General features: G+C 54.2%; 23 protein-coding genes and 1 pseudogene. 10 read left to right on the forward strand and 14 right to left on the reverse strand.

Features of this window, described 5'->3' with window-relative positions; all coding sequences use genetic code 11:
* Positions 1–11: 11 nt before the first annotated feature.
* From mch to V9K92_RS03210, 4 genes are read right to left on the reverse strand one after another with little or no spacing between them, the layout of a single operon-like run.
* Positions 12–965 (reverse strand): methenyltetrahydromethanopterin cyclohydrolase, encoded by a 954-nt coding sequence (gene mch, locus V9K92_RS03195; protein ID WP_337353249.1) that lies wholly within the window; start codon positions 963–965, stop codon positions 12–14.
* Entirely contained in the window at positions 962–2,095 is a 1,134-nt protein-coding gene (locus V9K92_RS03200) for an ATP-grasp domain-containing protein (RefSeq protein WP_336441657.1), read from the reverse strand. The genes mch and V9K92_RS03200 overlap by 4 nt, the downstream gene beginning before the upstream one ends.
* The gene (locus tag V9K92_RS03205) at positions 2,061–2,957 is read right to left on the reverse strand and encodes an NAD(P)-dependent methylenetetrahydromethanopterin dehydrogenase (RefSeq protein ID WP_336441658.1); all 897 of its coding nucleotides are present in this window, start codon (positions 2,955–2,957) and stop codon (positions 2,061–2,063) included. Before V9K92_RS03205 ends, V9K92_RS03200 begins: the two co-directional genes overlap by 35 nt.
* A 52-nt stretch (positions 2,958–3,009) precedes the next feature.
* Entirely contained in the window at positions 3,010–3,972 is a 963-nt protein-coding gene (locus V9K92_RS03210; protein WP_337353250.1) for a beta-ribofuranosylaminobenzene 5'-phosphate synthase family protein, read from the reverse strand.
* Between the two features lie 101 nt (positions 3,973–4,073).
* On the opposite strand from V9K92_RS03210, the gene V9K92_RS03215 reads away from it, so the two are divergent.
* The 7 genes and pseudogenes from V9K92_RS03215 (at position 4,074) to V9K92_RS03245 (ending at position 10,438) form a co-directional block, all read left to right on the forward strand.
* Complete coding sequence (locus tag V9K92_RS03215; RefSeq protein ID WP_115053888.1) at positions 4,074–4,469, forward strand: 4a-hydroxytetrahydrobiopterin dehydratase; 396 nt, start codon at positions 4,074–4,076, stop codon at positions 4,467–4,469.
* Positions 4,470–4,552: 83 nt separating this feature from the next.
* Positions 4,553–5,641, forward strand: a complete 1,089-nt coding sequence (locus V9K92_RS03220) for a tungsten formylmethanofuran dehydrogenase (RefSeq protein WP_337353251.1) — start codon at positions 4,553–4,555, stop codon at positions 5,639–5,641.
* On the forward strand, positions 5,635–7,269 hold the full coding sequence (locus tag V9K92_RS03225; protein WP_337353252.1) for a formylmethanofuran dehydrogenase subunit A: 1,635 nt from the start codon (positions 5,635–5,637) through the stop codon (positions 7,267–7,269). Before V9K92_RS03220 ends, V9K92_RS03225 begins: the two co-directional genes overlap by 7 nt.
* A pseudogene (gene fhcD / locus V9K92_RS03230) lies at positions 7,257–8,166 on the forward strand (formylmethanofuran--tetrahydromethanopterin N-formyltransferase). The gene V9K92_RS03225 and the pseudogene fhcD overlap by 13 nt, the downstream one beginning before the upstream one ends.
* Positions 8,163–8,978, forward strand: a complete 816-nt coding sequence (locus V9K92_RS03235) for a formylmethanofuran dehydrogenase subunit C (protein ID WP_115053884.1) — start codon at positions 8,163–8,165, stop codon at positions 8,976–8,978. The pseudogene fhcD and the gene V9K92_RS03235 overlap by 4 nt, the downstream one beginning before the upstream one ends.
* A gap of 27 nt (positions 8,979–9,005) precedes the next feature.
* A complete protein-coding gene (locus tag V9K92_RS03240; RefSeq protein ID WP_307276375.1) occupies positions 9,006–9,254 on the forward strand; it encodes a hypothetical protein in 249 nt (82 codons plus the stop codon).
* A gap of 545 nt (positions 9,255–9,799) precedes the next feature.
* Positions 9,800–10,438 carry a nucleotidyltransferase family protein gene (locus tag V9K92_RS03245; RefSeq protein WP_337353253.1) on the forward strand — a complete coding sequence of 213 codons (639 nt, stop codon included), beginning with the start codon at positions 9,800–9,802 and terminating at the stop codon, positions 10,436–10,438.
* Between the two features lie 309 nt (positions 10,439–10,747).
* Here the strand turns inward: V9K92_RS03245 and V9K92_RS03250 are convergent, their stop codons facing one another.
* From V9K92_RS03250 to V9K92_RS03280, 7 genes are all read right to left on the reverse strand, one after another.
* Positions 10,748–11,398, reverse strand: a complete 651-nt coding sequence (locus V9K92_RS03250; RefSeq protein ID WP_337353254.1) for an Isoquinoline 1-oxidoreductase subunit — start codon at positions 11,396–11,398, stop codon at positions 10,748–10,750.
* Between the two features lie 11 nt (positions 11,399–11,409).
* Entirely contained in the window at positions 11,410–13,566 is a 2,157-nt protein-coding gene (locus tag V9K92_RS03255; RefSeq protein ID WP_337353255.1) for a xanthine dehydrogenase family protein molybdopterin-binding subunit, read from the reverse strand.
* 3 nt (positions 13,567–13,569) lie between these two features.
* Positions 13,570–14,028, reverse strand: a complete 459-nt coding sequence (locus tag V9K92_RS03260) for a (2Fe-2S)-binding protein (RefSeq protein WP_307276386.1) — start codon at positions 14,026–14,028, stop codon at positions 13,570–13,572.
* Positions 14,029–14,495: 467 nt separating this feature from the next.
* Entirely contained in the window at positions 14,496–15,014 is a 519-nt protein-coding gene (locus V9K92_RS03265) for a hypothetical protein (protein WP_337353256.1), read from the reverse strand.
* An 828-nt stretch (positions 15,015–15,842) separates the two neighbouring features.
* Complete coding sequence (locus V9K92_RS03270; RefSeq protein WP_337353257.1) at positions 15,843–17,006, reverse strand: patatin-like phospholipase family protein; 1,164 nt, start codon at positions 17,004–17,006, stop codon at positions 15,843–15,845.
* 29 nt (positions 17,007–17,035) lie between these two features.
* Complete coding sequence (locus V9K92_RS03275; RefSeq protein ID WP_307276395.1) at positions 17,036–17,779, reverse strand: acetoacetate decarboxylase; 744 nt, start codon at positions 17,777–17,779, stop codon at positions 17,036–17,038.
* A gap of 35 nt (positions 17,780–17,814) precedes the next feature.
* Positions 17,815–18,621 carry a 3-hydroxybutyrate dehydrogenase gene (locus tag V9K92_RS03280; RefSeq protein ID WP_337353258.1) on the reverse strand — a complete coding sequence of 269 codons (807 nt, stop codon included), beginning with the start codon at positions 18,619–18,621 and terminating at the stop codon, positions 17,815–17,817.
* Between the two features lie 280 nt (positions 18,622–18,901).
* On the opposite strand from V9K92_RS03280, the gene pstS reads away from it, so the two are divergent.
* The 3 genes from pstS (at position 18,902) to V9K92_RS03295 (ending at position 22,920) form a co-directional block, all read left to right on the forward strand.
* On the forward strand, positions 18,902–19,981 hold the full coding sequence (gene pstS / locus V9K92_RS03285; protein ID WP_337353259.1) for a phosphate ABC transporter substrate-binding protein PstS: 1,080 nt from the start codon (positions 18,902–18,904) through the stop codon (positions 19,979–19,981).
* A 74-nt stretch (positions 19,982–20,055) separates the two neighbouring features.
* The gene (locus V9K92_RS03290; RefSeq protein WP_307276399.1) at positions 20,056–21,783 is read left to right on the forward strand and encodes a Na/Pi cotransporter family protein; all 1,728 of its coding nucleotides are present in this window, start codon (positions 20,056–20,058) and stop codon (positions 21,781–21,783) included.
* Positions 21,784–21,897: 114 nt separating this feature from the next.
* Positions 21,898–22,920 carry a DUF808 domain-containing protein gene (locus V9K92_RS03295; protein WP_337353260.1) on the forward strand — a complete coding sequence of 341 codons (1,023 nt, stop codon included), beginning with the start codon at positions 21,898–21,900 and terminating at the stop codon, positions 22,918–22,920.
* Between the two features lie 6 nt (positions 22,921–22,926).
* Here V9K92_RS03295 and V9K92_RS03300 read toward each other — a convergent pair whose 3' ends face one another.
* The 3 genes from V9K92_RS03300 to V9K92_RS03310 form a co-directional block, all read right to left on the reverse strand.
* Positions 22,927–23,892, reverse strand: a complete 966-nt coding sequence (locus V9K92_RS03300; protein WP_337353261.1) for a magnesium and cobalt transport protein CorA — start codon at positions 23,890–23,892, stop codon at positions 22,927–22,929.
* A gap of 613 nt (positions 23,893–24,505) precedes the next feature.
* Positions 24,506–26,296, reverse strand: a complete 1,791-nt coding sequence (locus V9K92_RS03305; protein ID WP_337353262.1) for a YbhB/YbcL family Raf kinase inhibitor-like protein — start codon at positions 26,294–26,296, stop codon at positions 24,506–24,508.
* A gap of 281 nt (positions 26,297–26,577) precedes the next feature.
* Positions 26,578–26,721 (reverse strand): hypothetical protein, encoded by a 144-nt coding sequence (locus V9K92_RS03310; RefSeq protein WP_337353263.1) that lies wholly within the window; start codon positions 26,719–26,721, stop codon positions 26,578–26,580.
* Positions 26,722–26,871 lie beyond the last annotated feature (150 nt).

Below are 26,871 nucleotides of genomic sequence, written 5' to 3' on the forward strand. Positions count from 1 at the left end.
GATCTTCTGCCCTAACCCAGTGACCGCTCGAGCATTTTTTGGTGGATGCTGCCGTTACGGAAGGTATCGCCCGTTTCAATCGCCGTGACAATGACCCGGGCAGGACTGAAAAGACGCGGGTCTATGGCATAAAAGTCTCCTTTGAACTTCTTGAATGTATCGGCGAATGGCTCGCCGTGATCGTGCGAGGTATGGCTGGGCAGCTGTTCGGCCAGTTGACGGGCAGCGTTCGCATCACCTTTCACGAACAATTGCACGGTTCCGCCATAGATGATCGCATCATTCGTCCTACCCATGGCCGTCAGAAAATCCGGATGCGGGGCGGGAATGGGGGCTGTACCAATACCATCGACAATATCATTCAAGGCAAACCCCAGATCATGCGCTTTGTGCATGGCAACTTCGAGCACACGGCCAACGATCTGCACAGCCCCCGTAAGGCTTTGCGTTGGAGCATAGATGAACGTCAGCCCATCGGGGGCAATGCCCGTTGCCTTGGAAACCTTGTCGACAACAGCAGGGGGTGGGGGTTTTGCCGTCTCCAGGATGACAACCGAAGCTTTTGCATCGGGTTCGCGATAATCGATTTCCCGGAATAGTGGCTCGACACGCGCCAGTGCACGCGCCGGACCAGAACCCATGGCGAAATATTCTTCATGCGAGAGATTCCACCCCGCATACTGGCTTGCAAGGCATGCAAGGACGGGTTGTGACGAGCGCACTGTCAGGGCGTAGGGCCACGGGTCATTGTTCATCACCGTTGATACCGTGCCGAGCCCGCCCAAACAGATTTCAATAATACGCAACCCGGCCTCAATGCCACCTTGGCAGTTCGCCCCCGCATCTATCAGCTGCTCGCCGAGACTGCCGCGGCTATATAAAATACCCAGCCTAGAAGCGTCCTCAATCATCCTGATGGTCAGCTGTTGCGCGCTGTGATTCAAATAGGCATGGCCATTTTTCATCGATATTCCTCCCTCCAGTTAACCGCAATCTGTTTGATGCGGTCCTTCACGGCTTTCATCGCTGCAGAAGCGGAGGGAGCCGTGGCAAAGACTGTACAAATGGGATCGCCCGCCTGCAGTGCTGTCCCCGATATCTGATGATCGGCCGTGAAAACTGGCCAGTTGACATCGGGAAACGATCCTAACGCCTTGTCGGCATAGGCGATCCCCGATGCACTGGAACCTGCATAGGACGGAATCTGAATATCCGATCCAATCGTCGCGCGCATATGCTCCAAAAGGAGCGGCGTCTCTTCACAGTCGAAAATATCAAGCGTTGCTCCCGGGCGCGGATTGATTTCAATGAGATGCAAATCCCGATCATCGATGAAGTCGGCGCTGCACAATCCAACGAGACCGGTTATCTCAACCAGGGCATTGAGCCAGGTTTCAATCAGAGCCGCTTTTTTTCTGTCGTAACGGCCGAGCCGGACCGCCCCACCATACCGAAAGGGAGTTTGACTGGTTGGAGAGACCCATTGGCGGCTGAACCCGATCATGTTGGCTCTTTTGCGATCAGCCAGAAACAATGCCGAAAGGTTTCTGCCGGATATAAATCGCTGATAGTAATGCTGCCGACCGATGGAGCTGTCGCACGCCTGCCTGACATGAGAGCCGCCTGCGGCGCCTGAGCGCTTTACCAGCCAATTTTTTAGATCGTTGGGAGCTTCAAAAGCAATTGCCGGATGCGGAATGCCGATTTGGCGGCATAACCGTTGCAGATTGACCGGATCTTTTACCGCTCGGATGGTCTGCGCACTGTTTCCGGCAACGGCAAATCTGCGCGATATCGCTTCGATCACGCCCGGGTTAGCCTCGAATCCGGAACCGTAGATGAGTGCAACCGGCATTTCGTCGCCCGCCAGTTCTTTCAACGCTTCAAGAAGCGCCACTTCCCCGATTCCATCCTGCAAGCTTCCAGAAAGCTTGATCGCCCGCTCGGCAAGAGCCAGAGTATCGCTGTCGTTGAAGAGATCGGCCACCAAAGGCCGCAGCCCCGCTCGCCGCGCTGCTGCAGCCAGAGCACGTCCCGAAACAGCGGCAATCAGAACCGCGCTATTTGGCAAGATCGCGAGCAAGGGTGAACGCATCCCGGAAATCATAGATGACAGGTTTCTTCGCCCTGATCATCTGTTCGAACAAACCAGCTTGAGTCTTGTATTTGATGTTGCCGATCGAGAGTGCACCAATGCCGACGGCATTGGTCGCATTGAGTGGCTCGCCATTTGCGTTGACCTTCAGGCCTTCAATGCCTGCCGGAGGGACAGCATTTACATCTGCCGCCACAAGAAGCGCAGTTGCTGCCTTCAACTGCGTCATTGATAGGACTTGCACACCAGCCTTTGCCGCCGCCAAGACGACTTGCGCCTCCTGCAGGATTGATTTCTTATGGGGCTCCGTCGAACCGTCGACTGGATCCACTGTGACATTGAACCTAGCTTTCATGGAGGCGGCGAGCGTCTTCACGCGTTCCATTCCATCGTGCCCAACGATCGTGACCTTTGCACCGTGTTCCGCCGCGATAACGGCTGTACAGTATCCGACAACGCCAGTTGCACCAAAGATCGCAATTCTTGTGTCTTTCAATTTGCGGTCATGATATTTCGCCAGCGCTTTTTCAACCTTGGCAACCATAGCTGCTGCGGTGGTAAAGGACCCAGCTGGATCGGCAAACACCGAGATGGCAAAGGGCGGAACCATTGCTTTTCTTGCCGCGTTGAGCATGTCGAGCGCCACCGGCGCATCTTTGCCGGCTAAAAATATGCCTGTCGCGACGCCGGCATCGGGAGGACGGGAGAAGATAGCGTCCTGAACAAGATTTCCGACATCAGCAAGAGTAACATCGGTATAGGCCATCACTGAGTCATAACCTGCGTCGAGCGCCATATTGACGTCAAATGGGCTCATTTGCCGGAGAGGTGTCAGCATGTGGAGGATGGTTTTGCGGCTCAATTTTCCGTTCCTTAACAATGGTGGTGCCCATGGTTCAGGGTCAGTTTACATCTTAGGCTCTGGCGAGGTTCAAGAGCGTATGGGTTATCTCGGCGCCCGCATTTCTGCCCGCCACGATCTGGATTTTTGCCCCGGCGTCGGGAGTGATGCTGTTTACGATATGCTCTGCTTGCTTCTGCGAAGCGGCAAAGGCAAAACCTGTCGGCCCCCACGAGCTTTGACCAATCCCGGTTGCACCAGCCTGTGCCAGCCGGCGAATTGTGGCTTCAACACTTCTGCTGGTAAAGATGCCACCCTGCGCAGGAGCGAAATATCTTCCGATTTCATCCTGAATGGCCTGAACGGCCTGTCCGAAAAGTGGAAGGTTCCTTTCCATCAGCGCGGGCATTAAGCTCATGACGACATGGCGACAGATCAAAGCTGATATCTCCACGGGAAACGGAGGGAGCGCCTTGAATGCTTCGATTTCCTCCTGGCCGTGAATACCCTGCGTCGAGGTGTCGAATACGAGAATGACCCGCCATGTTTCGGGGAGGGCAATGCGGGAGATGACTGTTGGCGCTGCGCTTCCATGTCCCCTGCCTGCGTCGATGATGACGCCCCCTTCATTGAAAGCTGCAATTCCTATTCCCGAACGTGAACCGCGCCCGAGCAGTATTGCATCGTTCACGATATCGGGTTCGAAATGGTGCAACGTGCGCAGTGCAGCCGAAATGGCAAGCGCAATTTGGGTGCCAGACCCCAATCCGATATGACTGGGGATGGTACGATGGACTATTACATGATGATGAGCCGCTATGCCAAGATGATTGCAAAATGTTGTCATGTGCTGTGCCACCCGGATCGCCTCGGCACCGTGAATTTCCGGCTTTGACGCCCGCGCAATGGTCACAACGGTGGCGATATCCTCTATAGGCAAGCCAACACTGCCAAAGCGGTCACCGCTCGCGCGCGGAATATCGAGGAAGCCGAGATGAAGACGGGCAGGGACTTTGATCGTGACGGATTCCGACATTTGCTTAATTTACACAATCTCAAAATCGGGCCCTGCAATATATGATATCGTCTTTCCAACAAGGTGCAAGTGTGTTGAACGAACAATCGGGAGGATCGACGATGACGAAAGAAACAGACAGTTTAGGCCCCAAGGAAACAGTTTATTCTGAAAGCGAGATTATGGCGCGTCTTGCAAGGGATCTGCCGCGTTGGCGTTACGAGAATGGTTGGATACGCAGAAAGTATAAGACTCATAGCTGGAAATCCACGCTCATGGTGATCAATACAGTTGGTCATCTTGCAGAAGCCGCCTGGCATCACCCCGATCTGAAGGCATCCTATGCCTGGGTTGAAGTACTTTTGCAAAATCACGAGGCCAAGGGCATCACCGACAAGGATTTTGAACTTGCGATGAAGATCGAGGCGGTTGTGCAATGGCAACCAGGCAAAGAAGGGGGAGCCCTTGAAGGCACGCCTCCTGCCGATCAGCGCTTTGCCTATGTCAAGTACGACTAATTCGCAGATTTTCTGTACAGGCAGGGTTCACATTCGCAAAAAACCAGATAAGGTTTTAGCCAGGCACCAGAAAGTAGCGGAACATGTCGGTTGCATGGATTGGCAGCCAGCCGGTATCATTGATGGATGCTGTTCGGAAGGCTAGCGGCCTCCTGAAAGCCAGCCGCTGTCCGGTTTTTACCATTGATGCTGATGTACACGGCACACGCAGCGCCATTGCGCTGGCCGAGCGTGTCGGCGCTCCTTATGACCATCCTCTGGGTCAGACCCTGTCAAGGGAAGTTGCTCTGTTCACCGATCATGGTGGCATGTTTACCACGGCGGGTGAAGCACGTAACCGTTCGGACGTTATCGTGCTCGTGGGCGATATTCCTCCGCACCATGGCGGACTTTTGCTGGACTGGGCAAGTACGCAACCCCGTTCGGATAAACTCAAAAAACGCAGCTGGTTTCACATTCGCGGCAGTGAATATTCCGGCGCCCCGAAACTGGCGGTGAGGGCAGTGCAGGTCGGCGGAGACGACCTTTCTCTGGGTAATGTCCTTGCTGTTGTGCGCGCGACCCTGCAGGGACGGCAGAGACTCTCCTCCTTGACGAACATTGATCGGCTGCTGAAAAGCCTTTCGGCGGCCCGGTTCCCGGTTTTCGTTTTCTCTGGTGCATCCGGGCAGATGCCTGACCTGATCATGCTACAGGAAATGGTTGCGGACCTGAACAAGAAGGGCCGTGCCAGCAGTGTGTTTCTGCCCGCTGATGAAGCTGCCTGGGGAATGGCGTTGACATCATTATGGATGACGGGATTTCCACCCAGAACAGGATTCACCGATAGCCTCCCAAGCTATGACCCAGTAAGATGGGACATTCAGCGCATGATCCGGGACAAGGAGCCCGATCTTCATGTCTGGATGTCCACGAGAGGCGGCCAGCCGCCTTCCAAGGGCACGCGATTGTCTTTGATTGCACTGGAGAGAACGGCGGTCCCGGTGCAGGGGACAGCGGTGACAATCGCTGTCGGCCAGGCCGGGCTCGATCATGACGGAGTTTGTTATTCCAGCAGGACCGGCACGTTCCGCGCGGTGCAAGCCGTTGAGCCGTCGCAATTGCCCAGCCTGTCCAGTGTTGTCAGACAATTGGCTGTGGCTCTGCCAGGACGAAAGGCTCTTGTATGCTGATTAAACTGACAGGTGGGGAAGTTATCGATCCCGCAAACGGAAAAACCCGCACTCGGGATATCTGGATCAGGGATGGGCTGTTGATCAATGCGCCACCGGGTGAAACTGCAGATCAAACGCATGATGTCTCGCAGTGCATTGTCATGGCGGGAGCCATAGACATTCATTCGCATATCGGTGGCGGCAATGTGAATACTGCCCGGCTGCTTTTGCCAGAGCATCACGCCGCACACCAGAGGCGGCCGGCAGCTACGCCGCTTTCCAATGCCGGATGGTCGACGTTTCGAACTGGATGCCTTTATGCGCAGATGGGATTTACGACGGTCGTTGAGCCTGCAATGGCACCTTCTTCAGCGCTGCATACGCATCTTGAGCTCGCCGATATTCCCATCATAGACAAGGCAACACTGGCAATACTCGGAAATGATGATTTCAGTCTTTCACTGCTCCGGGACAACACATCGTCAGCAATGCTGGATGATTATGTGGCATGGATTGTCGGCTCCAGCCGCGCTCTAGGGGTAAAGGTCATAAATGCTGGAGCAGCAGCGGCCTTCAAGGAGAATGTCAGATCGTTTTCCCTGGACGATGAGGTCCCCGAATATGGTGTGACTTCACGCAAGATCGTCAAATCGCTTCAAGCTTCGGTAACGCGCCTGGGCATTCCCCATCCACTGCATGTGCACGCCAATAATTTGGGCATTGCGGGGAGTGCCGATACGGCTGCGGCGACCATCGAAGCCAGTGAAGGCATACCGCTTCATCTGGCCCATTTGCAGTTCTACAGCTACGGGACCGAAGGGAAGCGGAAATTTTCATCGGAAGCGTCACGCCTGGCCGCGGCCGTCAATGGCAATCGCGACGTGACAATTGACATTGGTCAGGTCATGTTCGGGCAGACCGTCACCATATCGTCCGATGTCATGCGGCAGTTTTCAGCCATAGGCAATGCGAGCCCGAAGAAGTTCGTCATTTTCGATGGGGATGGCAATGGCGGTGGTGGAATTGTTCCCTATCGCTATAAGCAGGATTATTATGGCTCATTGCAATGGGCCATCGGTCTTGAACTTTTTCTGCTGATCAATGATCCTTGGCGGGTATTCTTTACCACGGACCATCCAAACGGTGCTCCCTTCACAGCCTATCCGGAATTGTTCGAGCTACTGATGAGCAGTGCAGCCCGTGATGAGCAATCCTCCAAGCTGAATGCAAGCGCGCTGGAATTAACGACACTCGCATCAATCCGGCGGGAATACACATTCGACGAGATTGCCATAATGACACGCGCTGCACCAGCCAAACTGCTGGGCCTGAAAGATCGAGGTCATCTTGGCGCCGGCGCGATCGCAGATATCGCCGTCTACCGCAAGGGCAGGGACGTGGCCAAAATGTTCCGGGAAGCAGCACTGGTGTTCAAGAACGGCGACCTTGTGGTCAAGAACGGAAAAGTAACCAATTATCGTTGGGGCAAGACCCTGCGGCTCAATCCCCCGGCCGATAAGGCAATCGTGAAACGCATGAAGGCATACCACGAGGAGCGCTATGGCCTGCCGCTTGATTGGTTCACTTTCCCTGACTCCTCCATCCAGAGGGACGAACCATTCGGAGAGGTTCCATGCAACAGCTGATCCGCAATGGTGTTGTGATAGACGATACATTTGCCGAAGCCTTTGGCATGCGTGCGACCGCCATCATCATTACCGCGCCCTCGCTGAAATGGGCACGGCAGGCGGCCATCACCATGACCGGCTTTGCAACTTCGGTAATCGGGTGCGGTTGCGAGGCAGCGATCGATGTGGAGTTGCCAGCGTCGCAAACGCCTGACGGCCGCCCCGGCTGCCGGGTGATGATTTTCGCGATGGGTACGGATGAATTGCAAAAACAGTTGAAAAACCGTCTCGGCCAATGCGTGCTGACCTCGCCTGGCAGCGCCTGTTTCGCCGACCTTGAAGGCACGGCGTCCCTCAATCTCGGCAATGCGTTGCGGTATTTCGGCGACGGTTGGCAGATATCGAAGAAATTCGGCGGAAAACACTATTGGCGTGTCCCGGTCATGGATGGAGAGTTTCTTTGCGAAGCCACCACAGGTCTCAGCAAGCTTGCAGTCGGGGGGGGGCAATTTGCTGTTTCTGGCTGCCGACAGCGACAAGGCGCTGAATGCAGCGGAACATGCCGTCGCAGCCATCGCGAGAATCCCCGGGGCGATCATGCCATTTCCAGGCGGCGTTGTCCGATCGGGCTCCAAGATTGGCGCTAAATATAAGGGTGTGATGGCTTCGACCAACGAAGCCTTCGCCCCGACATTGCGCGGTGTAGTCGACAGTGCACTTACGCCTGAAATCAATTCGGTTCTGGAAGTCGTTATCGATGGTGAAACAGAGGAGACTGTTGCGGCCGCCATGCGGGCCGGCATAAAAGCCGCCATTTCGCTTGGTCCGAAAAAGGGCGCTTTGCGGATCAGTGCGGGAAATTACGGCGGCAAGCTTGGGAAATTTCATTATCATCTGAAGGATTTGCTCCCATGAAAGCGCTTACCTTCGCAATTCTCTCCGAGCCGGAAGAGCGCCTTGACCTTTCACCGCTGACACCTTCGAGGCTTGCCGGACTCTCTCAGGTTCAAATTGCGAAGCTGCGAATTGGAACCAGTTCTCACCCGGTTATGGTCGGCGATGTATTCAATGTTTCAGGCACCGATTTACATTCGATCGTTTTTGAAGGGAGTACCAAACGTTTCGATAGAGTTGGTGCCGGGCTGACAGCAGGATCGATTCGTGTGGATGGCGATGTCGGCAGGGAGGCAGGCAGGAAAATGTCGGGAGGCTCCCTGACTATCCAGGGTAGTGCCGACGATCATGCAGGTTCAGGCATGATTGATGGTCGCATAGAGATCAAGGGCAATACGGGAAGCTATCTGGGTGGGCCACTTGCAGGCGAAATGGTCGGAATGAGCGGCGGATTGCTGATCGTACGCGGCAAGGCGTCGGATTATGCGGGTGACCGTCTGCGGCGCGGTATCATCGCAATAGGTAAAGGCTGCGGTGGCTATGCTGGATACCGCATGATTGCCGGAACAATTGCCATTGCCGGACGTGTCGGGGCTGTTCCCGGCTATTTGATGAAACGTGGTTCGATTCTGTTTGACCGCCACCCCACCGAACTTTCGCCAACCTTCGTGCCATGCGGAGAACCGGATATCGCCTTCTCCAGCCTATTTGACCGGTTTCTCATGCGTGAGAAAATTATGAACCGGCCATTGCTGGGGGATAGACCGGGCAGATATGGCGGCGACAATGCGGTCTTGGGCAAAGGCGAGATTCTGTTCCGTCGGAAATTTTAGGGCTGCACAGGAGCGAAGGATGGAGATATGAGCGAATGGAGACCCATCGAGACGGCGCCGACTGATGGAACTGCCGTCGATCTCTGGATCATGCGTGATGATGGCACAGGATTCCGCGCAACAGATTCAATATTTTGCGATATATGGGTGATACCTATGTACGACAATCAAAAGTTGGGTGAGGAGCTCCATATGGGCTCGAAAGGGCACGGTAAAATTACCCATTGGATGCCCATTCCTGTTGGTCCTGATGGGGAAGCAAATTCCTTATACTAGCACAATGGCTGGGCATCATTGTTTCGTTGCGTTGCCATATAGACAGTTGTGGCCCGTGCTTTCCATACGAATTTTGACCTCACCGAAGATACCCTTGCTAGAATTCGCTCTGATATCTGACGAACGAACTCTTGAGCTCTTTAAGATCATAGATCGTGGCGTTCTATTTGCATTCATCATCCCCTCCCAAGGTGCGGCAACCCATAGCACAGGGTTAACGGTGCCTGACGGGTGGTCCAATCAAGATCCGTCACGGCGATGAACAATCACAGATTAAAACTCAAATGCCCGCCAAACTGCTGCGTAAAAGTTAGATCAAGAAGATTGCACGTGCGGCGCTGCCAGGCATTGCTGGCGTAAGATACTTGGCCGCATGCGAACTTTAAGGCCATGTAGACTTTGAGGAACCGATCAAAAACGGTCGAAAATCGCATATTATCAGCATTTTCAAGAAAGGATTGCTGACAACTTCCCCGTTTACACACAGTCGTAGGTCGTGCGTTCAATTCCATTCAATGCGGAGATTTTTTCAGGTACACTGAGCTATGGAGTTACCCGAGATTACCATCGCGGCAGTTATACTGGCAGCCGGTCAGGCAACCAGAATGCGTAATCACAGTCATAAATTGCTGGCAAAGTTTGATGGCATTCCATTAATTAGACGAACGGTTGCAATCGCAATGGCAAGCAGGTCGTCGTCCGTTACGATTGTCACGGGCTATAGGCGGGAAGATATAGAGAGTTGCATTGATGGCATGGGCGCCCATGTTGTCCATAACCCGGACTTTTCGGTAGGTATAGCCAGCTCTATTGTGGCTGGAATTTCCGAAGAACGCGTAAGCTCCGCCGCCGGCGCAATAGTTTTACTTGCCGATATGCCGAAAGTGGAAACTGAACATTTGAATAGACTGATCACGATATTTCGAGAGAACAAGGGCAACTTCATTGTTCGGGCCGTGTCGGGAAGGGTGCCAGGTCACCCGATCATCCTGCCCTCAACGTTCTACGAAAGGCTGACCACATTGAAAGGCGATTTCGGCGCCCGACAAATATTGGATGCCTTCGAGCCTGATGTAATTGAGGTGGAGATCGGAAATGCAGCCATTCACGACGTAGACACACCGGAAGCAATCATCGCAGCGGGCGGGTTGCTTGATGGAGAGGCCAACCAAACTGGGCCATAAGTGGTATGTTCCAGATGATTGCTCGTCAGCATCTGATAAATTGAGACCAGCTCCCTACCTCCGCAAGAAAGCCGATGTCGAAAATGGAGACTTTCCCCTGGGCGCAAATAGCGATCAAAACCATTAGCAATGGCTGCGACAGCCTCTGCAGCAATTTCAGTTTCGTACAACCGCTGAAACATAGCCACAAAAATAGCATCATTCCGGACGGCCGTTTAAGCACCTTGCGACGGTGCTGCTTCGCCAGAACTTTAAGCCACTGTCTGATGAATCGGCTGCAAAACCCAAATCCCTCCTCGCAATTGGATACTACAGCGGACACGCTGCGCCGGTCTGGACCCATGCCTTAATCAATTCTCCGAATGCTTCCTGAGTTCCCGGGACCGGTTCACGGCCTTCGCCAGGCTTCCAGCCCCAGCCGACCAGATCGTCATGGGCCATATGTTCGACGATTTCGTCGAGCGATTTGCCGCCATTGCGCTGCGGATCTTTTATCTGCGTGCAGATGGCGCCCAAAGACTTGCCTTCCCAGGCCATTTCGATCGGCGCCAGATGCCAGTTTGGATTGCCGGGGATGCTTTTAAGTGTTTCCGCTTGCCCGATGACCGTAACATTCTCCGAGCTATGGCAGGTGGTGCACATCATTCCCGGAACACCCATACCTCCTTCACCGCGGGTAACCGGAGGCTGATGCGGATGCATGGAGATGTTCTGCAGCGGCCTGTCGGTTGCCGGGTGGCAATTGACGCAGCGGGGGTGCTGGATGACCTTGCCGGCCTCTTCAAAGAGGGCAACGGAGCGCTGCTTTTCGTCAGAGATTGATTGAAAGGACGATGCCGGTTTCAAATCGGCAGACACAGGAGCAACCTTGTCCTGCGCGAACGAAATGTTGGAAACAGCAATGACCGCATTGAGGACAAGGCACACGGATATCGAGGTGAACGTAATGTTTCGTATCATCCTGCGTCCCCTTAAGCGGAAAGAACATTGACGATCGGCAAACGCCGTACCGGGCTGTTGGTCAACCGCCGCCAGGCATTGGCGACCGCCGGACCCACGGGGGGAACACCGGGCTCGCCGACACCGGTCGGCGGTTCGGCTGATGGGATGATCGCGACGTCGACAACCGGCATCTCATTGATGCGCAACGAGCGATAGTCGTGAAAGTTCGACTGGATGATCTTTCCGCCCTGAGCAAGCGTTATGGCATCGAACAGGACAGCGCCAAGGCCGTATCCAATGCCGCCCTCCATCTGGGCCTTGATGACATTGGGATTGATCGCGATACCGCAATCGACGGCGCACCACACTTTATGCACCCGGGGAGAACCATCTTCGCCGATCGACACTTCGACGATTTGGGCCACATAGCTGCCGAAGCTCTTGACGACGGCAACACCGCGCTGGCGTCCTTCCGGGGAAGGGGAACCCCAGGCGGCCATCTCGGCAACCTTCTTCAATGTCGCCATATGCCGGGGCTCCTTGGCCAGGAGGGCCAATCGCCCTTCGACGGGGTCTTTGCCCACCTTTTCGAGCAGTTCGTCAACGAATGTTTCAACGGCGAATCCCGTATGGGTATGGCCGACCGAGCGCCACCAGAGCGGTGGCACCACAAGCGTGGTGTTATGCGACATGACACGCAAATTGGGTATGTCATAGGGCAGGTTGGAAGCCCCTTCGACCGAAGTCTCGTCGAGATCAGCCTTGGCCATGATGGATTGACCGACGATGGTCTGATCCCAGCCGACGATCTTGCCGTCAGCATCCATTGCGCCGCGCATCTTGTGGACATACATGGGCCGGTAATACCCGCCGCGAATGTCGTCTTCGCGCGTCCACATGTGCTTGAGGGGGCGGCTGCCGTCGGTGGCTGCGAAAACCGCCGCAGCTTCCTGCATATAGGGCGAGCCGAACTGGGCTTTCCGACCGAAACTGCCGCCGGTAATCTGGGTGTTCACCCGTACTTTTTCCGGGTCCAGCCCGAGAACCTTGGCAGCGGTGCTTTTGTCCATTCCCGGGAATTGCGCGCCGGTATAGATATCGACAGAGCCGTCGGCAGCCCTGATGAAAACGGCATCGAGCGGTTCCATCGGGGCATGGGCGAGGAAGGGGAATGCAAGCACGGCTTCCAGACTCTGCACGCCCTGGCCGGTGAAGGCCTTGTCGACATCGCCATTATTGGTCGCCTGAAGACCCTTCTCGGCGAAGAGTTTTTCATAATCCGCCGTAAGCTGCTCGCTTGAGCGGGTCTCTGCCTCGGCAAGGTCCCATTCGATTGTGAGCGCAGCACGGCCCTTGAGTGCTGCAAAGGTGTTTTCCGCATAGATGGCGACACCCTGAGGGATTTGTTTGATGTCAACGACTCCCCGCACTTTCCGGGTTTCCGCATCGTCAAAGGATTTTACTGTTGCTCCGAAATGTTCCGGGTGGGCGACCGTCGCATACAGCATATTGTCCGCGCTCACATCGAGCGTGAAAACGGCCTTGCCATTGGTCTTGCTGACCGTATCGAGCTTCGGAAGCTCCTGTCCGATGAGGACGAAATCCTTGGGATCCTTCAGCTTGGGTTCGGGAGGCGGCGTGTGGGCCGCGGCTTTGCCGGCGAATGCGCCAAAACCGCTTTCCTTAGACGACGCCGCGTGTTTGATGCGGCCTTTCTCGACCGTGATCTCGCTGGCCGGGACCTTCCACTCCTCTGCGGCGGCAGCGACCAGCATGGCCCGTGCCGTGGCGCCAGCCTTGCGAAGCTGCTCGTAGGAATTGGCAATCGATGTGGAGCCGCCAGTGCCCTGCAAGCCAAACATGAGATTGGCATAGACCTTGTCATCCGCTGGGGAGTGAACGGCCCGCATCTGGCTCCAGTCGGCGTCAAGCTCTTCCGCCACGATGGTGGCAAGGCCGGTAAACGGGCCCTGACCAAATTCGATATGTTTGGACAAAACCGTCACCGTGTCATCGGCGCCGATCTTTACGAAGGCATTCATCTGCGACAATGCGCTGTCGCCGCCCGCCTGGACACCTTGCGACGCCCCCGCCGAGAACATTCGGGGCGCGAGGGTGAAACCTATGACAAGGCCAGCGCCTGACAGAAACGAGCGGCGTGTGCTTGTGATCGTGTGCAAGGTCATAGCTCAACCCTCCATCGTATCGGCAGCATTGTGAATCGCCTGCCGGATGCGGTGGTAGGTGGCGCAGCGGCAGATATTGCCCGCCATCGCCCCGTCGATATCATCGTCAGTCGGCTTTGGCGTCATCTGCAGCAGCGACACGGCAGACATGATCTGCCCGGACTGGCAATAGCCGCATTGCGGCACGTCGATCGCGACCCAGGCTTTCTGAATGGCTTCAGCCTCCTTGCCTTCGATGCCCTCGATGGTAACAACCTCTGATCCCTCAACAGTTGCAATCGGCGTAATGCAGCTGCGGCGCGTCGTGCCGTCCAGATGAACGGTGCAGGCGCCGCACTGGGCTATGCCGCAACCATATTTGGTGCCGGTGAGTTTTTCGAAATCGCGCAGGACCCAGAGCAACGGAGTATCGGGATCTCCGTCGAAAGTTCGTTCCTGACCGTTCAGCTTGAAAGTGATCATTTTGATATCCCGCATCTGGCTGTGCACACAACTGGTGCTGGCTTGAGTTGGTCGTTATCCTTTTTTAAGGATAACACAAAAAGCCGATCTTCCAATCAACAGGGATGTAAATAACTGGTTTTATGCGGCACCAACGAAAGCCATTCTCTCGGACGCACTCTTCTCTTTGGTCCGTCAGTGGCATGCGCCGGTTTGATACGTGACCAGAAATTGATGGTGGGTTCTTCGGAGATGTTGGTCGTCGCATGCTCCCACCAATCACTGCCGTCCGCCATGTGGACGATTGTGGGTTGCCCTGCCTAGTCTTTAGAAATTTGATCACGCGTGCGCCGCGGCCCTCCTTAAGGGCCGTTACCTTGATATACTATTGGTTTTGCCACGATCAGACCTTTCCTTCGCCCTTATGCTCAAAGCAGAACCACTCTGTGCCTTAGCGCCCTGAAACTCAGAGCTGCATCATTAGCCAGTTAGTCACAATTTGAGATGTAATTCGTTATCAGCCAACTTCCGCGGCTGAACTCCGTCGTAACTTGTCTTGAGCAAATGTCGCTCGAGTAATCCACCTTTACCAAGCTCCGTCGCTGGATTGTCTGATGTGCAGACTCAACTTTTGAGGCCAGTATCATTTCACTTACCAAGTCTTGGCTACGGGGTACTCTACTGGTCGATGGCAATTCACCGATTTCCTCAATCGTGTGGGTGATAAATGGTGGGATATGACGGTAGACCGTGTCTTCGCGCTCAGTTGAGATTGAGAATTCGCATAGCATGGATGCAATCAGGTCATACAGCTGCTCAGGTTCTGCAACTTCTGTTTTCAGTTGCTCACGAAGTTTGCGTGAGGCATCGTCGGTGCACGGATTGCCGTATCCAAGCGGATCAGTGGGAAGGTTTTCACCGAAGGCTATGGAGTTGAAGGCAACAATTAAACTGGTACCTATTAAACTAACAGCAGTATGTTTGATGGTTATCAGACGATTGCTCATGTAACTCAGCTTTCCAAAAGCCATGGTTCCGCTAAATCCTTCCATCGTCCCTATGCTCAAAACAGAACCATTCGCACCAGACGAATATGGAAGCCCCCGCTTGCCCCAGCATTGCAGCCGACGTGCATACAGCGATTGGCCTGAATCTTCTGTTGCGTTTCCATGTGTGACGGATATTCAGGCGCTGGCGTTTCAGACATCAGGTTTCTTCATTAATTTCGACATATGTATTCTCACGGACTCGGCCACGGTTGCGTCAAGGGCGAGCGCAGTATTGTCAGCCACGGCAATTATAGCGGTTAAAACCTCGGCTTTCGTCCAGCCCAATGTGTTCGCATCTCCCAATATCTTTAACAGCGCATCCTCGATGGACTACGCCCCAAGCATTTCAAAGATTTTGGCACCGAAGGCGCACATGATCTTGATTTCGTCTTCACCCTCAACGATGAACAGGCGGGAGAGCCTATGCCTGAATGGCCGGATCTTCCAGTGACTGCCCACTGGGAATCGTCTGATCCAGTCTTAGCTGAAGGGGAGCCATGGGAGCGGAAACAAGCCTTCTCTCGTGCATTGATGGAACTCGACCGCAGGCTTAAAATATTCACTAATTTGCCCTTAGCGTCGCTTGATCGGTTGAGCGTGCAGACGCGAGTAAACGAAATCGGCAAATCTTAGAATGCCAATCTCGAAATGTTCTCGGATCGGATCGAACTATGAGTGCCATTTTTCCAAGTGTAATGGGACTCGTGCGTTGCTACACGGTACCCGTTTAGAATATGCAGGCCACGCTCCTCGCCTACAGTAAAAATCCAAACCACAGCATATTAGTTAACTTGGATCATCACGATGGACATCGTGCACTGTCATGCCGACAGACTCTGGCGGCTTTTCCAGCCAGGTATGGTGGCGCAGGGTCTTTCGCGTATCTTCATAGCCAGAATCCCAATGTTCGCGCATCGAAGTTCCGGAGAATTCGTAATCCTTGGCATGGCCTTCATAAAGTTTTTGCTGGTAGATGAGGTGAACAATGTTGATCTGTGGCACATCCTGCATGGAGGAAAGAAATTCCCTATCCTCAACGGTGAGCGCTTCGGCTGGCACGCGCAGCAAGGCCTGATGCAGCTTCAGTTTGAGATTATGCAGCCGGCGGAATGTATCCGTGTTGTTGCGTGTCCGGCTCGAATACATAATATCCTTGTGTCGGGCGAGCACATCCGGCATTTCGCGGGGCAGGGTGCCCCGTGCGCTGAATAGATCGACCTGGAAAACAAGCGTATCATGAACGTCTTCCTGTTCGAGCAGATACTGCAGTGGTGTGTTGGATACAATGCCGCCATCCCAGTAGTATTCGTTTTCGATATGGATCGCCGGAAATGCCGGGGGAAGTGCGCCAGACGCCATAATATGTTGGGCTGAGATAGTTTCGATTTCACTGTCGAAATAGCGGAAGTTGCCTGTTCTCACATTTACGGCACCGACGCTCAGCCGTTGCTGTCTGTCGTTCAGAACCTTCCAATCGATCAGCCGGTTCAGCGTGGTTTCCAGTTCGCTGGTATCATAGAAACTGGTCGCGCCTGATGCCCCGGCAAACTGTTGCCAGGGATTCATTTCCCGCGGCGCAAAAAAGCCCGGTAGCCCCGAAGTCATGGTCATCATGGCGCTGGCCTGATTGCGCAGCTTGCGAAAGTAGTCGCCCTCCGGTGTGAAATGCCAGACCTTTCTGCTGGATACCGTCTCCCAGAAATTCCTTAGCCGATCCACCTGGACTCCCGGTTTATTGCCCGCAATGATCGCCGCGTTTATCGCTCCGATCGAAACACCTGATAACCAGTTGGCGGCCACGCCTGCCTCGCTTAATGCCTGAAAAACCCCGGCTTGATAGGCACCGAGTGCGCCGCCGCCCTGAAAGACAAGCGCGACGGACTGATAGGGATCAAGCACCTCCTTGATACTGACAGCCTTGTTCTTGGGAGTGCCGGCTAACTGGTCCATGTTGATACGTTCCTTTGTGACCGGGCGATTCAAACCGGATCGCTCAAATAATCATGAACGACTTTGCCCATGCCCAAGGTTAGATCGGCAAGGAAATGCACCGCGCCGATGACTTCCAGAACCGGTAGCCGGGCGACATCGGCAATGACATGGCGATGAAGCTCGAGTTCGGCTGGGCCTGACCATGCACCTTTCACGGTAATGTCCTCAAGGTGATACTGAACCAGTTCGCATATGCGCGGGGTGGCGTCGACATGCGGTATGATTTTGACGAGAAAATTAGGCTGCTTGAGAGACCTGGCAATTGCGGCTTTATCGACTGCATGATGTTTGTAGCCCATGGTCGCCGTTGCGCAAAGCACCGAACCGTAATGAAGGGTCCCGACGATCACTTCGCCTTCATGGACAAGCTTCGGATAGGCAAGCTTTTTGGGGAAGCCCCAGATTTCACGTCCACCGGCGATCGGGGCATCATCATCAAGGTACATGGCGTGGACATAGACGCCGTCCTTCCCATCAAATCGCACCGGGATAACCTGTCCGGACTCGACGTAATCGCCAAAGCCCGTTGAATCCGGCATCTTGATAAATTCATATTTCACGATCGGCTCGACGATTTCTAGTGGTTCGGGAACAACCTGTCGCAAGGCGTCAATATCGGTTCGGTAGGTGATGATGACATATTCCCGGTCTGTGAACCGATAGGGTCCGGGCGGATAAGCCGGGTTGGTCAAGGGCATTGCGTAGGCGTGGCGAACATCTTCAGTTTTCATTTGGTCTGTCCCTTGAATAGCTACGAAAGCATTGTTCAATGTGCCGTCCATCCACCGTCGATGGGAATGATCGCACCAGTGATCGAAGCGGTCTCGGGCGAACACAGAAATGCCGCAAGCGCGGCTACCTGATCGATTGTTATGAACTCCTTCGTAGGCTGCGCTTCCAAAAGCACATCGTGGATCACCTGTTCCTTGGTCATGCCGCGAGCGGCCATGGTGCCCGGGATCTGCGCTTCGACCAAGGGTGTCCAGACATATCCGGGGCAGATCGCGTTCACTGTTATCCGGTTTGCTGCAACCTCCAGGGCTGCGGTCTTCGTCAGACCGGCAATGCCGTGCTTGGCGGCCACGTAAGCGGATTTGTAGGGGGATGCGACCAGGGCATGTGCAGACGCAATGTTGATGATCCGGCCCCATCCGCGCGCCTTCATCGGGGGAATGACCGCCTTGATGGCATGGAAAGCAGCGACAAGATTTATCTGCAGGATCGCGTCCCACTTCTCGTCCGGAAACTCGTCGATCGGTGCCACATGCTGAATACCTGCATTGTTGATCAGGATATCGCATGAACCAAGCACTTCGACTGCAAGCTGTACCATGCCGGAAATCTCGGAGCCGGATAGCATGTTTGCTGGCGAGTACAGACACCGCACCGAGAACTCGGTTTCAATGGCCGCCCTTTCTGCCTCGATAACAGACGCATCACCGAGGCCATTGATCACGATGTTCACCCCTTGCGCTGCCAAGCGGCGCGCTATGCCCATGCCTATGCCACTTGTTGATCCTGTCACGATCGCGACCTTGTTCTTGGGAGCGGTATCGCCTGCGCTGTCGGACATCTAAATCTCCTGCGGAATGTGACCTTCGTAGTCGAGCAATGTAAATCTCCTCGACGTGTCAGTTGAATGACAGGCGGCTGCCAATCCTGATGATGTTCCCAACAAGAATCCGATTCTTCGAGAAGAAAGGGAGATGTCATTAATGTTTTAAGAAACGGAGATACTGAAAAAGTACGATTATTTTTTCGGAGCGTCAGTCGGACGTCTCTGCATCCATCGTCTACCGGTGGTTCGGGACACGCGTCGATCTTACAGTGACAGTGATCGTGAGGTCTTGACAATGGAACGTCTGTTATTGTGTATCTGCCCAACAAGACCAGCCACCTTTGACTTTGTCGGGTCGGCACTTTTGGTCATAAGTCTTTTGTTGTGCTCACCAGCCCAAGCGGAACCTATCCGCGGCGCTGGCTCGACATTTGCGGCTCCGATTATTGCGAAATGGGCTGAAAACTACAAAGCATCCCGCACGGATGGCGGAGATTTCACCTCGCCGGACTGGACGGTAGACTATGAATTGGTAGGATCACTTGCAGGTGTCATGCGACTCAGCCAGCCGGAAATGGATTTTGCGGCAACGGACGTTCCTTTATCGCATGCGGAACTTGTCAAACATGGCCGCCAGCAATTTCCGATTGTGTTGGGCAGCGTTGCCATCGCAATCAATCTGGAAGGCATTGGCCGGTTGAATCTATCGGGTCCGCTTCTCGCAGACATCTATCTTGGCAAAGTACAATCATGGTCTGACCCGGCGATAAAGCAGCTAAATCCGGAACTGAATCTCCCGGACGTCAAGATCACTCCGATCCATCGCAAGGATGGATCCGGCACTACCTATATGTTTACGAACTATCTTTCCACCGCCAATGATGAGTGGAAAGCGAAATACGGGGCGGACACGCTGATAGCCTGGCCGTGGGGAACCGGTGTCGAAGGAACGCAAGACCTCATCCTTGCCGTGAAAGCCACAAAGGGCGCTATTGCCTATGCGGAATATGGGCAGGTCGAACGGGCCGATCTGACGGTTGCCGCCATCAAGAACAAGTCGGGCAAATTCGTTCTGCCCGGTCCGGAGGGCGTCAGGGCAGCTCAAGCGGCAGTCGACTGGACGAAGGCGGAGGACTTTGCCTTATCCCTTACTGACCAACCCGGCGAAGCCACATACCCCATCTGTGGAGCCACTTATGCAGTCGTGCCAATAGAGGGTCGTTCACCTAGTCGCTATCGCCGTGTCCATGACTATTTCCGCCTGGCATTTGAGAGCGGCGGCCGCGATGCGCAGGCCCTGCGTTATGTGCCTTTATCGGAACCTCTGGTGAGCCGGATAAAGCAATATTGGCTGATCGGCTCCTCAACGCAATGAAAGTTAAGCATGCCTGCAAGGGGAATGCAGGCAGATCAATGGACCGCGCCTTGGCGCTATGGGGATAAGACGCAATGGATATAGATATTTTCAAGGATATTCTCGTGCCGGTGATCGGCGGGCTCGGAATATTCATGCTTGGTCTGGAATTCATGTCGAATGGCATCCAGGCACTTTCCGTCAACAAGATGCGGGCATTTCTGGCCAAAGCCGCAGGAACGCCGATAAAAGGTGTTGTGGCCGGTACACTCATAACAGGTGTCATCCAGTCATCAACGGCAATGACTGTTATGGTGGTGGGCCTGGTGAACGCCGGGGTGGTTGGATTGAGGCCTGCCATCAGCGTCATCATGGGAGCGAATATCGGTACCACCCTTGGCAATGGCCTGATTGCGCTCCCTCTTGGGCCGCTCGGTCTGATCTTTGCCGGCCTTTTTTCGTTGGTCTATTGTTTTTCGAAAAACGACAAGGTGCGTAACATCGCGCTTGCCTGCATGGGCTTTGCCCTGATTTTCTACGGGTTGAACCTGATGACCGGTGGTCTAAGACCGCTCCGAAATATCCCGGAAGTGATGTCGGTTCTTTCCACCCTCCAGGCAGACTCTTATTTCAACCTGATCAAGTGCGTTCTTATCGCAGCTGGTGTGACCGCGATGATCCACTCATCATCGGCTACAATCGGTATTGTCATGGGGTTGGGCGCTGCCGGTGTGCTTGACTGGACCACTGCGGTCGCCTTTTCTCTGGGCGCAGATCTCGGAACCACAATTACCTCCTGGATAGCATCCCTGAACTTGTCCAAGAATGCTAAACGCGCCGCTTATGCGCATATGTCATTCAATATTATCGGCGTGTGTATCACCGTGCCACTGTTCTTCGTCTCGATCGAAGTTCTTGCTTGGGCGATGCAGTGGTTTGGGGGCGATCCGGGCGTTCCTGTGGTCGTGGAGGGCAAGGAAACTTTCCCGCTTGTTCCGGTTGCCGTTGGTCTTTATTCCACATTCTTCAACGTATTCAATACGGCGTTGCTCTTTCCTTTCGTCGGCGTGTTTGAGAGCGTATTGGCGCGGATCGGTCGTACTGATGCTGAGGACGCGGAAGATTATTCGACACCCAAATTTCTCGACCGCAAACTTGCCGGGGATTTTGCAAAAGCAATCCCGGCAGTTCAGCAGGAAACTGCTCGTCATCTTCAGGCTGGCGCCATGTTTCTGGATATTGCACGCTCTGCAAAATCCGCACCGTCCGATCCGGGCGAGCATTATCTTGCTACCGATATTCTCAGTCGCGATATACGTGAATATACGGCTTCGCTGATGAAAGAAGACTTGCCTTACGAACAGCTGGATCTTGTCGCCAGCCTGATTGAAGAGGCGGATTTCACCGCTGCATTGACGGAGTCGCTGCATCAAGTCGCCCGCCGCGTGAAACGTGAAGAATTCAGTTCAGCAGCGCGCGCCATCGTTGATGTTGCTCTCGACAAGCTTGATGCGTCGTTGCAGGGTATTATGCCGGACTACGGTGTTGCCAACCCACCCATGCCGGCGGGCCACATAAGCATTCCGGATGTGGAGGAATTGCGCGCGAGAACTTTGGCGCTGGGACCGAATGCCGGTGCTGCCGAGCGTGGAACAATTCTGGCACTTCTCGGCTCTATTGAACGTGCCGAAATTCTCATTGAGCGTATCGAAAGTGAGCGGAAGTCAGTCAATCGCCAGAGCGTGCTTTCGAGAGCTGCGCAGAAACGCGAAAAAGTTCGCCCAATGAACGAAGGCGGACTGAGCCCAATGCCTGCAGAGTAACGCGCATTGCCGTAATAGCTTGCGCGTGGCATCTTCTTTTGAAAGATGCCACGTTGCATTGATATCTGCGGATGCTAGTCCGCTTTATAAATCCGGTTTCCTGGTGGAGGCTTCATGAGCATTGGACTGATCGCCCTTCTCGACGACATTGCGGCATTGGCGAAGGTTGCGGCGGCGTCTCTCGACGACATCGCTGGCCAGGCTGCGAAGGCCGGGGCGAAAGCAGCCGGTGTCGTGATCGACGATGCAGCAGTCACACCGCGCTATGTCACCGGATTTTCAGCCGCGCGAGAGCTGCCGATTATCGGCAAGATCGCCCTGGGGTCGCTGAAGAACAAACTTGTGATTTTGCTCCCCGCAGCGCTGATCCTGAGCCTGCTTGCACCCCAGGCGATTACGCCTCTCCTCATGATCGGCGGCGTATATCTGTGTTATGAGGGCGTGGAGAAAATCTATGCGCTCCTGCTGCCGCATGCCGCCCATTCCCATGAGGCTGCACTTGAAACGACCAGCATCGATTCCAAATCTCTTGAAGACGAGAAGGTTGCCAGCGCGATCAAGACCGATTTCATTTTGTCGGCTGAAATCATGGCCATCACGCTTGCGTCGCTTCCGTCGGGGAATGTACTGACGCAGGCCCTTATACTTGCAGTTGTGGGCATAGGCATCACACTGGTTGTTTATGGCGGTGTAGCCCTGATCGTTAAGACTGACGACCTTGGCCTGGTGCTGGCGCGCTCGCAAACGGTCGCTCCCGTCGGCACGCTTTTGCGGGCAGGTGGCCGCGGACTGGTTATAGGCATGCCCTATTTTCTGAAAGGGCTCGGTATCGTCGGAACCGCCGCAATGATCTGGGTGGGTGGCGGTATCCTTGTGCATGGACTTGAGGGTTACGGTGCCGGGGCCATTGCTCATGCGATCGAAGGTGCAGGTGAGGCGGCAAGCCATGCCTTGCCTTCTGTCGGATCCGTTGTCGCATGGATCGTCGAAGCCGCCGGATCGGGCGTCATCGGCATTATCGTCGGTTTGATAGCTATACCGGTAGCCGGATATGTGGTCTCGCCGATGTGGAAAAATGTAAAAGCATGGCTGCCGCAGCGCCGGCGAAAAGAACCGCTGGTAGATGTGAAGAAATGAAGATTATCATATCCAGCGGGCGCGTTTGAAGCGAACGTAAAGCCCGATGCACAAGACGGCAATTATCCCGAGAACAACGAAATAACCGTAGCTCGTTTTCAGTTCCGGCATGTTATCGAAGTTCATACCGTAGATGCCAGCGATTGCCGTCGGGACGGCCAGAATGGCCGCCCAGGCCGCCAATTGCCGGGTTATCGTTCCCTGCCGCTGTTGTTCCAGCAGATTGCTCGCCTCGAAAACAGAGGTAATCACATCCCTCAAGCTGCCTACCATCGTCTCGACGCGGTGCATGTGTTGAAGTGCATCGCGGAAATAGGGCTTTGCCTCCTTGTCCAGGCACGGCAGGTCGAGATGTACAAGCTTGCCGCAAAGGTCCAGCATCGCGTCCAAAACCCGTTGAAAGAGAATAATCTCCCTTCGCAGCCTGAAAATGCGAGTGATCTGGTCACGATCAAGGAACGCGTCGAGCATTTTGCGTTCCATGTCGAGAACTGTGTCCTCGATCGTGCGCACGATAGGAAGATAACCGTCGATGATGAAGTCGAGTATGGCATGCAATATATAATCGGTTCCATGGCGAAGGGTCTGAGGTGAGGTTTCCAGTCTGCCGCGCAATTCGCCATGGCCCCGATCCGAACCATGGCGCACCGTGATTATGTAGCGCTTTCCGACGAAAATCGCGGTTTCGCCATAAGTGATTCGGTCACCCGCAAGCTGCGCGGTTTTTGCGACGACAAAAAGCTGATCATCATAGGCGCTGAGCTTCGGCATCTGCAAAGAGCTGAGGGCATCTGCTATCGAAAGCTCATGAAGACCAAAGCGATCTTTGAGCAGTGAAAGCTCTTCGGACGTGGGCTTGTGCAACCCGATCCAGATGAAGTCACTCTCTGTTTCCGGCATGGACGCGTCATAAAACGGTACAGCTTCCAACCGTTTCCCATCGCGATAAAGGTAACATGCGGCGACGCTCATGCGCGTCCCTTTAGGATTAGGATCACGAGAAGTACTCCGCAGAAACGATCATCATGACTTGATAGCCACTGTTGAGTGACAAGCGTGTGAACCAATTTCGCCTCGGCTGTATTTCGGGCGGGGTCTTAAGATACAGCCGTTCCCTGTAAACGATAAAGTGCAGCGACGAAGGGCTTCGTCAAGGAGCGTGTTGCGGGCATTGCGTTGGTGGCCGAAGCGGGCGAATTTCTACTGATGAACGGGCCGATCCTGATGCCGCTCCAACTCTTTCCAAGGTAAATTCTAGCGTTACTGACCAGAGCATCCGCGAACCATAGGTCTATCTCTTGGTAGCGTGCGCGAATGTCAGCTTTGTTGGCGAGATCGCCTGCAATGCATTACCCGTATCGACCAAGAAGCCGATCAAGGGCACAAAATTGTCCATCCTTCCATTGAGCGCCAGTTTTCCCGGACCTCGGTTGGTCCTGGTCCGAAATGGCGTTGTCGGATAATCGTGCAGGTCAAATCTCCAACGGATATTGTTGGGTGAACTCCCGTGAAGGGAGGGGGCTCATTTCATTAGAGGTGCCGGGGTTCTCCGCTGATTCCGGAACAAGCAAGTCGGCGAACCATCCTAACGTTCAAATGTCCCCACGATCCTGCCCGCTGCCAGCACATGATCCTCCATCGCATCCATGACCTTTTCGCGGTTGGCGCCAGGATCGATACCAAGGCTTTCGACGTCCAAAGCGAACACTTGAAAGTGGTAGTGATGGGCCGGATCGTCCACAGGCGGTTTCGGCCCTGTATAGCCTATCGAGCCCGAGCTGTTGGCTCCCTGTTTCATCGCCTTAGGCTCAGCGAGAACAGGACTTCCGGGAACGCCCTCACGTAACTTTTTGGTTTTTGCAGGAATGTCATACGCAACCCAATGCGTAAAGGGCCTGGGTTCCATCGCATCCGGATCATCGACTATCAGGACAAACGATTTCGTTCCCGCGGGCGCACTGTCCCATTCTAGCGGGGGTGAGGCATTTTCCCCATCAAAAGCGTACGCGAGAGGAATTGGTTGGCCATCGTTGAACGCTGATTTGACCATGATAGCGTCATTCTTCGCGCTGTTTATCAGATCAAAAGCGACTTTGGATTCAGGTTTTTTCTTCGCGATATCGGGGACCGAAACGGCGCTGTCAGCGCTATCTACCGCTCCCTCGTGCGAGACCCGGTAAACAATGCCATTGCTGTCATCCGCTACAAAGAGCGAACCATCCTTGCCAACGGCCAAACCAGACAATCGTCCAAGATATCCATACTTGCCATTTGCCTGTTGCAGTAGGAAGCCATCGAGGAATTTCTCGAAGCCAACCGGTTTTCCATTCTGAAAATTGACGCGAACTACTTCGTAGCCGCTTGGTGGTCTACGGTTCCACGACCCCCGCATCGCGACAAAAGCATCGCCCCTCAACTCCGCCGGGAAGGATTTGCCGTTATAAAAGGTCATTTGCATGGGAGCGCTGTGAGCGGTGTATCCTAAAGTCGGTTCAGCCGACATTTTTGCCCATTGCTCCAGCGTGATACCTTCTGGCGGATCAATGTGAGGATTGAGGCCGCTCATCCCGTACACGTAGGGCCACCCGTATCGCTTTCCTTCTTCGAGCGCATTGAATTCCTCGATTTGCACTTCATCGCCGAGCCAATCAATGCCGTGGTCCATTCCGTAAAGATGGCCTGAACCGGGCTCCCAATCGAAACCGATCGTGTTTCGCAAACCGCTCGCGAAAATGGATCTTTTCGTTCCGTCCTTGCTTGCTCGCAGGATCGTTGCATTTTCGGGATTGTCTTCCTGACATTCATTGCAGGTACTTCCTACCGAGATGTAGAGCATATCATCAGGACCGACTGCGATCGTTCTGTTCGCATGCTGGCCCGCATCAGGCAGGTCGCTGATAATGCGTTTCAATGGCCCAAACGAGCCGTCCGCATTTACACCAGCGGTGTAGACGTCATGGATTGTTACCAGAAAAACCTTGTCATCGTCGAAGGCAACGCCGTGTATCCCAGGCCGACTTGCCACTGTTATCGGCTTGTCTGACTTGCCATCGCCGTCACCATCCTTGAGCAGGATGACATCACCTATGGAACGGCGTGTAGCGTAGAGATGGCCTGCTTTCGAAACCGCGAGCATACGTGGATTTATCAGATCACGTGCAAAAACCTCTACCTTGAATCCATCTGGTACGTTGATGAGTTTCGTTAGTTCTGCGTCATCAGAGACCTGCAGTTTTTCCGGTTCCAGAATCGAGCCTTGAATAACAACGTCAGACGCTCTTCCCACTACTCCCTTGACCTCCGCCCAAGCGACGCCTGATCCGGCAAGCGTCGTTGCCGCCAAAAGAAGGCCGGCTGTGTGTGTGTAATACTTCATGGAAACCTCCCGGCCTTTTCATTGGCGAAAGAAAGTGAAAGCCTTGGAATGTTGATCATGGCTGATCGGTCTAACCATGCGGCAGCCGTTTAGTTCCCAAGTGATCTTTTCATCAACCCGGGCTGAGGAACCCTCTCGAAGAGATTTCTTCAATCAATGGAGAGCAGACCAAGTGGAGCGAGTTCGCGAAGGTGGCTGCCTGTGTGGAAGAATACGCTATCAAGTGGGGGGCGAACCAAGAAGGACTGGTCTGTGCCAACCTATCTGGCCCCAAGATCGCTTCATTTGATGCACCGCGCCAGCCGGTCGCGTTGCAAGGATGGATTTTTCCCAATTTGTTGTATGGCGAGTTCATAGGCTTTCGCCATTATATCCCAGTCGAGGGATGAATATTTATTGGTGTAGACCTGTCTGCGAAAAGGCATGATCGTGCTCCTCCCACTAGGCGAAGAGCACGTAACATCTCTCAAGCATCAACCGCCAGTTCAGTGCTTAGTGTCGGTGCCGCATTGAGTGTACGCTTCGATTTAAAACAATCTACCCTTAGTCCAGAAGTGGACAAAAGCTAAGGCTGT

It is taken from the genome of Phyllobacterium sp. CCNWLW109 (assembly GCF_037203905.1).
GTDB classification, from domain to species: Bacteria; Pseudomonadota; Alphaproteobacteria; order Rhizobiales; family Rhizobiaceae; genus Phyllobacterium; species Phyllobacterium ifriqiyense.

Bases quoted from the DNA above. Each gene is read 5' to 3' on its own strand.
- mch (WP_337353249.1), bottom strand. From the start codon at position 965: ATGAAAAATGGCCATGCCTATTTGAATCACAGCGCGCAACAGCTGACC.
- V9K92_RS03200 (WP_336441657.1), bottom strand. From the start codon at position 2,095: ATGCGTTCACCCTTGCTCGCGATCTTGCCAAATAGCGCGGTTCTGATT.
- V9K92_RS03210 (WP_337353250.1), bottom strand. From the start codon at position 3,972: ATGTCGGAATCCGTCACGATCAAAGTCCCTGCCCGTCTTCATCTCGGC.
- V9K92_RS03215 (WP_115053888.1), top strand. From the start codon at position 4,074: ATGACGAAAGAAACAGACAGTTTAGGCCCCAAGGAAACAGTTTATTCT.
- V9K92_RS03220 (WP_337353251.1), top strand. From the start codon at position 4,553: ATGTCGGTTGCATGGATTGGCAGCCAGCCGGTATCATTGATGGATGCT.
- V9K92_RS03225 (WP_337353252.1), top strand. From the start codon at position 5,635: ATGCTGATTAAACTGACAGGTGGGGAAGTTATCGATCCCGCAAACGGA.
- V9K92_RS03235 (WP_115053884.1), top strand. From the start codon at position 8,163: ATGAAAGCGCTTACCTTCGCAATTCTCTCCGAGCCGGAAGAGCGCCTT.
- V9K92_RS03240 (WP_307276375.1), top strand. From the start codon at position 9,006: ATGAGCGAATGGAGACCCATCGAGACGGCGCCGACTGATGGAACTGCC.
- V9K92_RS03245 (WP_337353253.1), top strand. From the start codon at position 9,800: ATGGAGTTACCCGAGATTACCATCGCGGCAGTTATACTGGCAGCCGGT.
- V9K92_RS03250 (WP_337353254.1), bottom strand. From the start codon at position 11,398: ATGATACGAAACATTACGTTCACCTCGATATCCGTGTGCCTTGTCCTC.
- V9K92_RS03255 (WP_337353255.1), bottom strand. From the start codon at position 13,566: ATGACCTTGCACACGATCACAAGCACACGCCGCTCGTTTCTGTCAGGC.
- V9K92_RS03260 (WP_307276386.1), bottom strand. From the start codon at position 14,028: ATGATCACTTTCAAGCTGAACGGTCAGGAACGAACTTTCGACGGAGAT.
- V9K92_RS03265 (WP_337353256.1), bottom strand. From the start codon at position 15,014: ATGAGCAATCGTCTGATAACCATCAAACATACTGCTGTTAGTTTAATA.
- V9K92_RS03270 (WP_337353257.1), bottom strand. From the start codon at position 17,006: ATGGACCAGTTAGCCGGCACTCCCAAGAACAAGGCTGTCAGTATCAAG.
- V9K92_RS03275 (WP_307276395.1), bottom strand. From the start codon at position 17,779: ATGAAAACTGAAGATGTTCGCCACGCCTACGCAATGCCCTTGACCAAC.
- V9K92_RS03280 (WP_337353258.1), bottom strand. From the start codon at position 18,621: ATGTCCGACAGCGCAGGCGATACCGCTCCCAAGAACAAGGTCGCGATC.
- pstS (WP_337353259.1), top strand. From the start codon at position 18,902: ATGGAACGTCTGTTATTGTGTATCTGCCCAACAAGACCAGCCACCTTT.
- V9K92_RS03290 (WP_307276399.1), top strand. From the start codon at position 20,056: ATGGATATAGATATTTTCAAGGATATTCTCGTGCCGGTGATCGGCGGG.
- V9K92_RS03295 (WP_337353260.1), top strand. From the start codon at position 21,898: ATGAGCATTGGACTGATCGCCCTTCTCGACGACATTGCGGCATTGGCG.
- V9K92_RS03300 (WP_337353261.1), bottom strand. From the start codon at position 23,892: ATGAGCGTCGCCGCATGTTACCTTTATCGCGATGGGAAACGGTTGGAA.
- V9K92_RS03305 (WP_337353262.1), bottom strand. From the start codon at position 26,296: ATGAAGTATTACACACACACAGCCGGCCTTCTTTTGGCGGCAACGACG.
- V9K92_RS03310 (WP_337353263.1), bottom strand. From the start codon at position 26,721: ATGCCTTTTCGCAGACAGGTCTACACCAATAAATATTCATCCCTCGAC.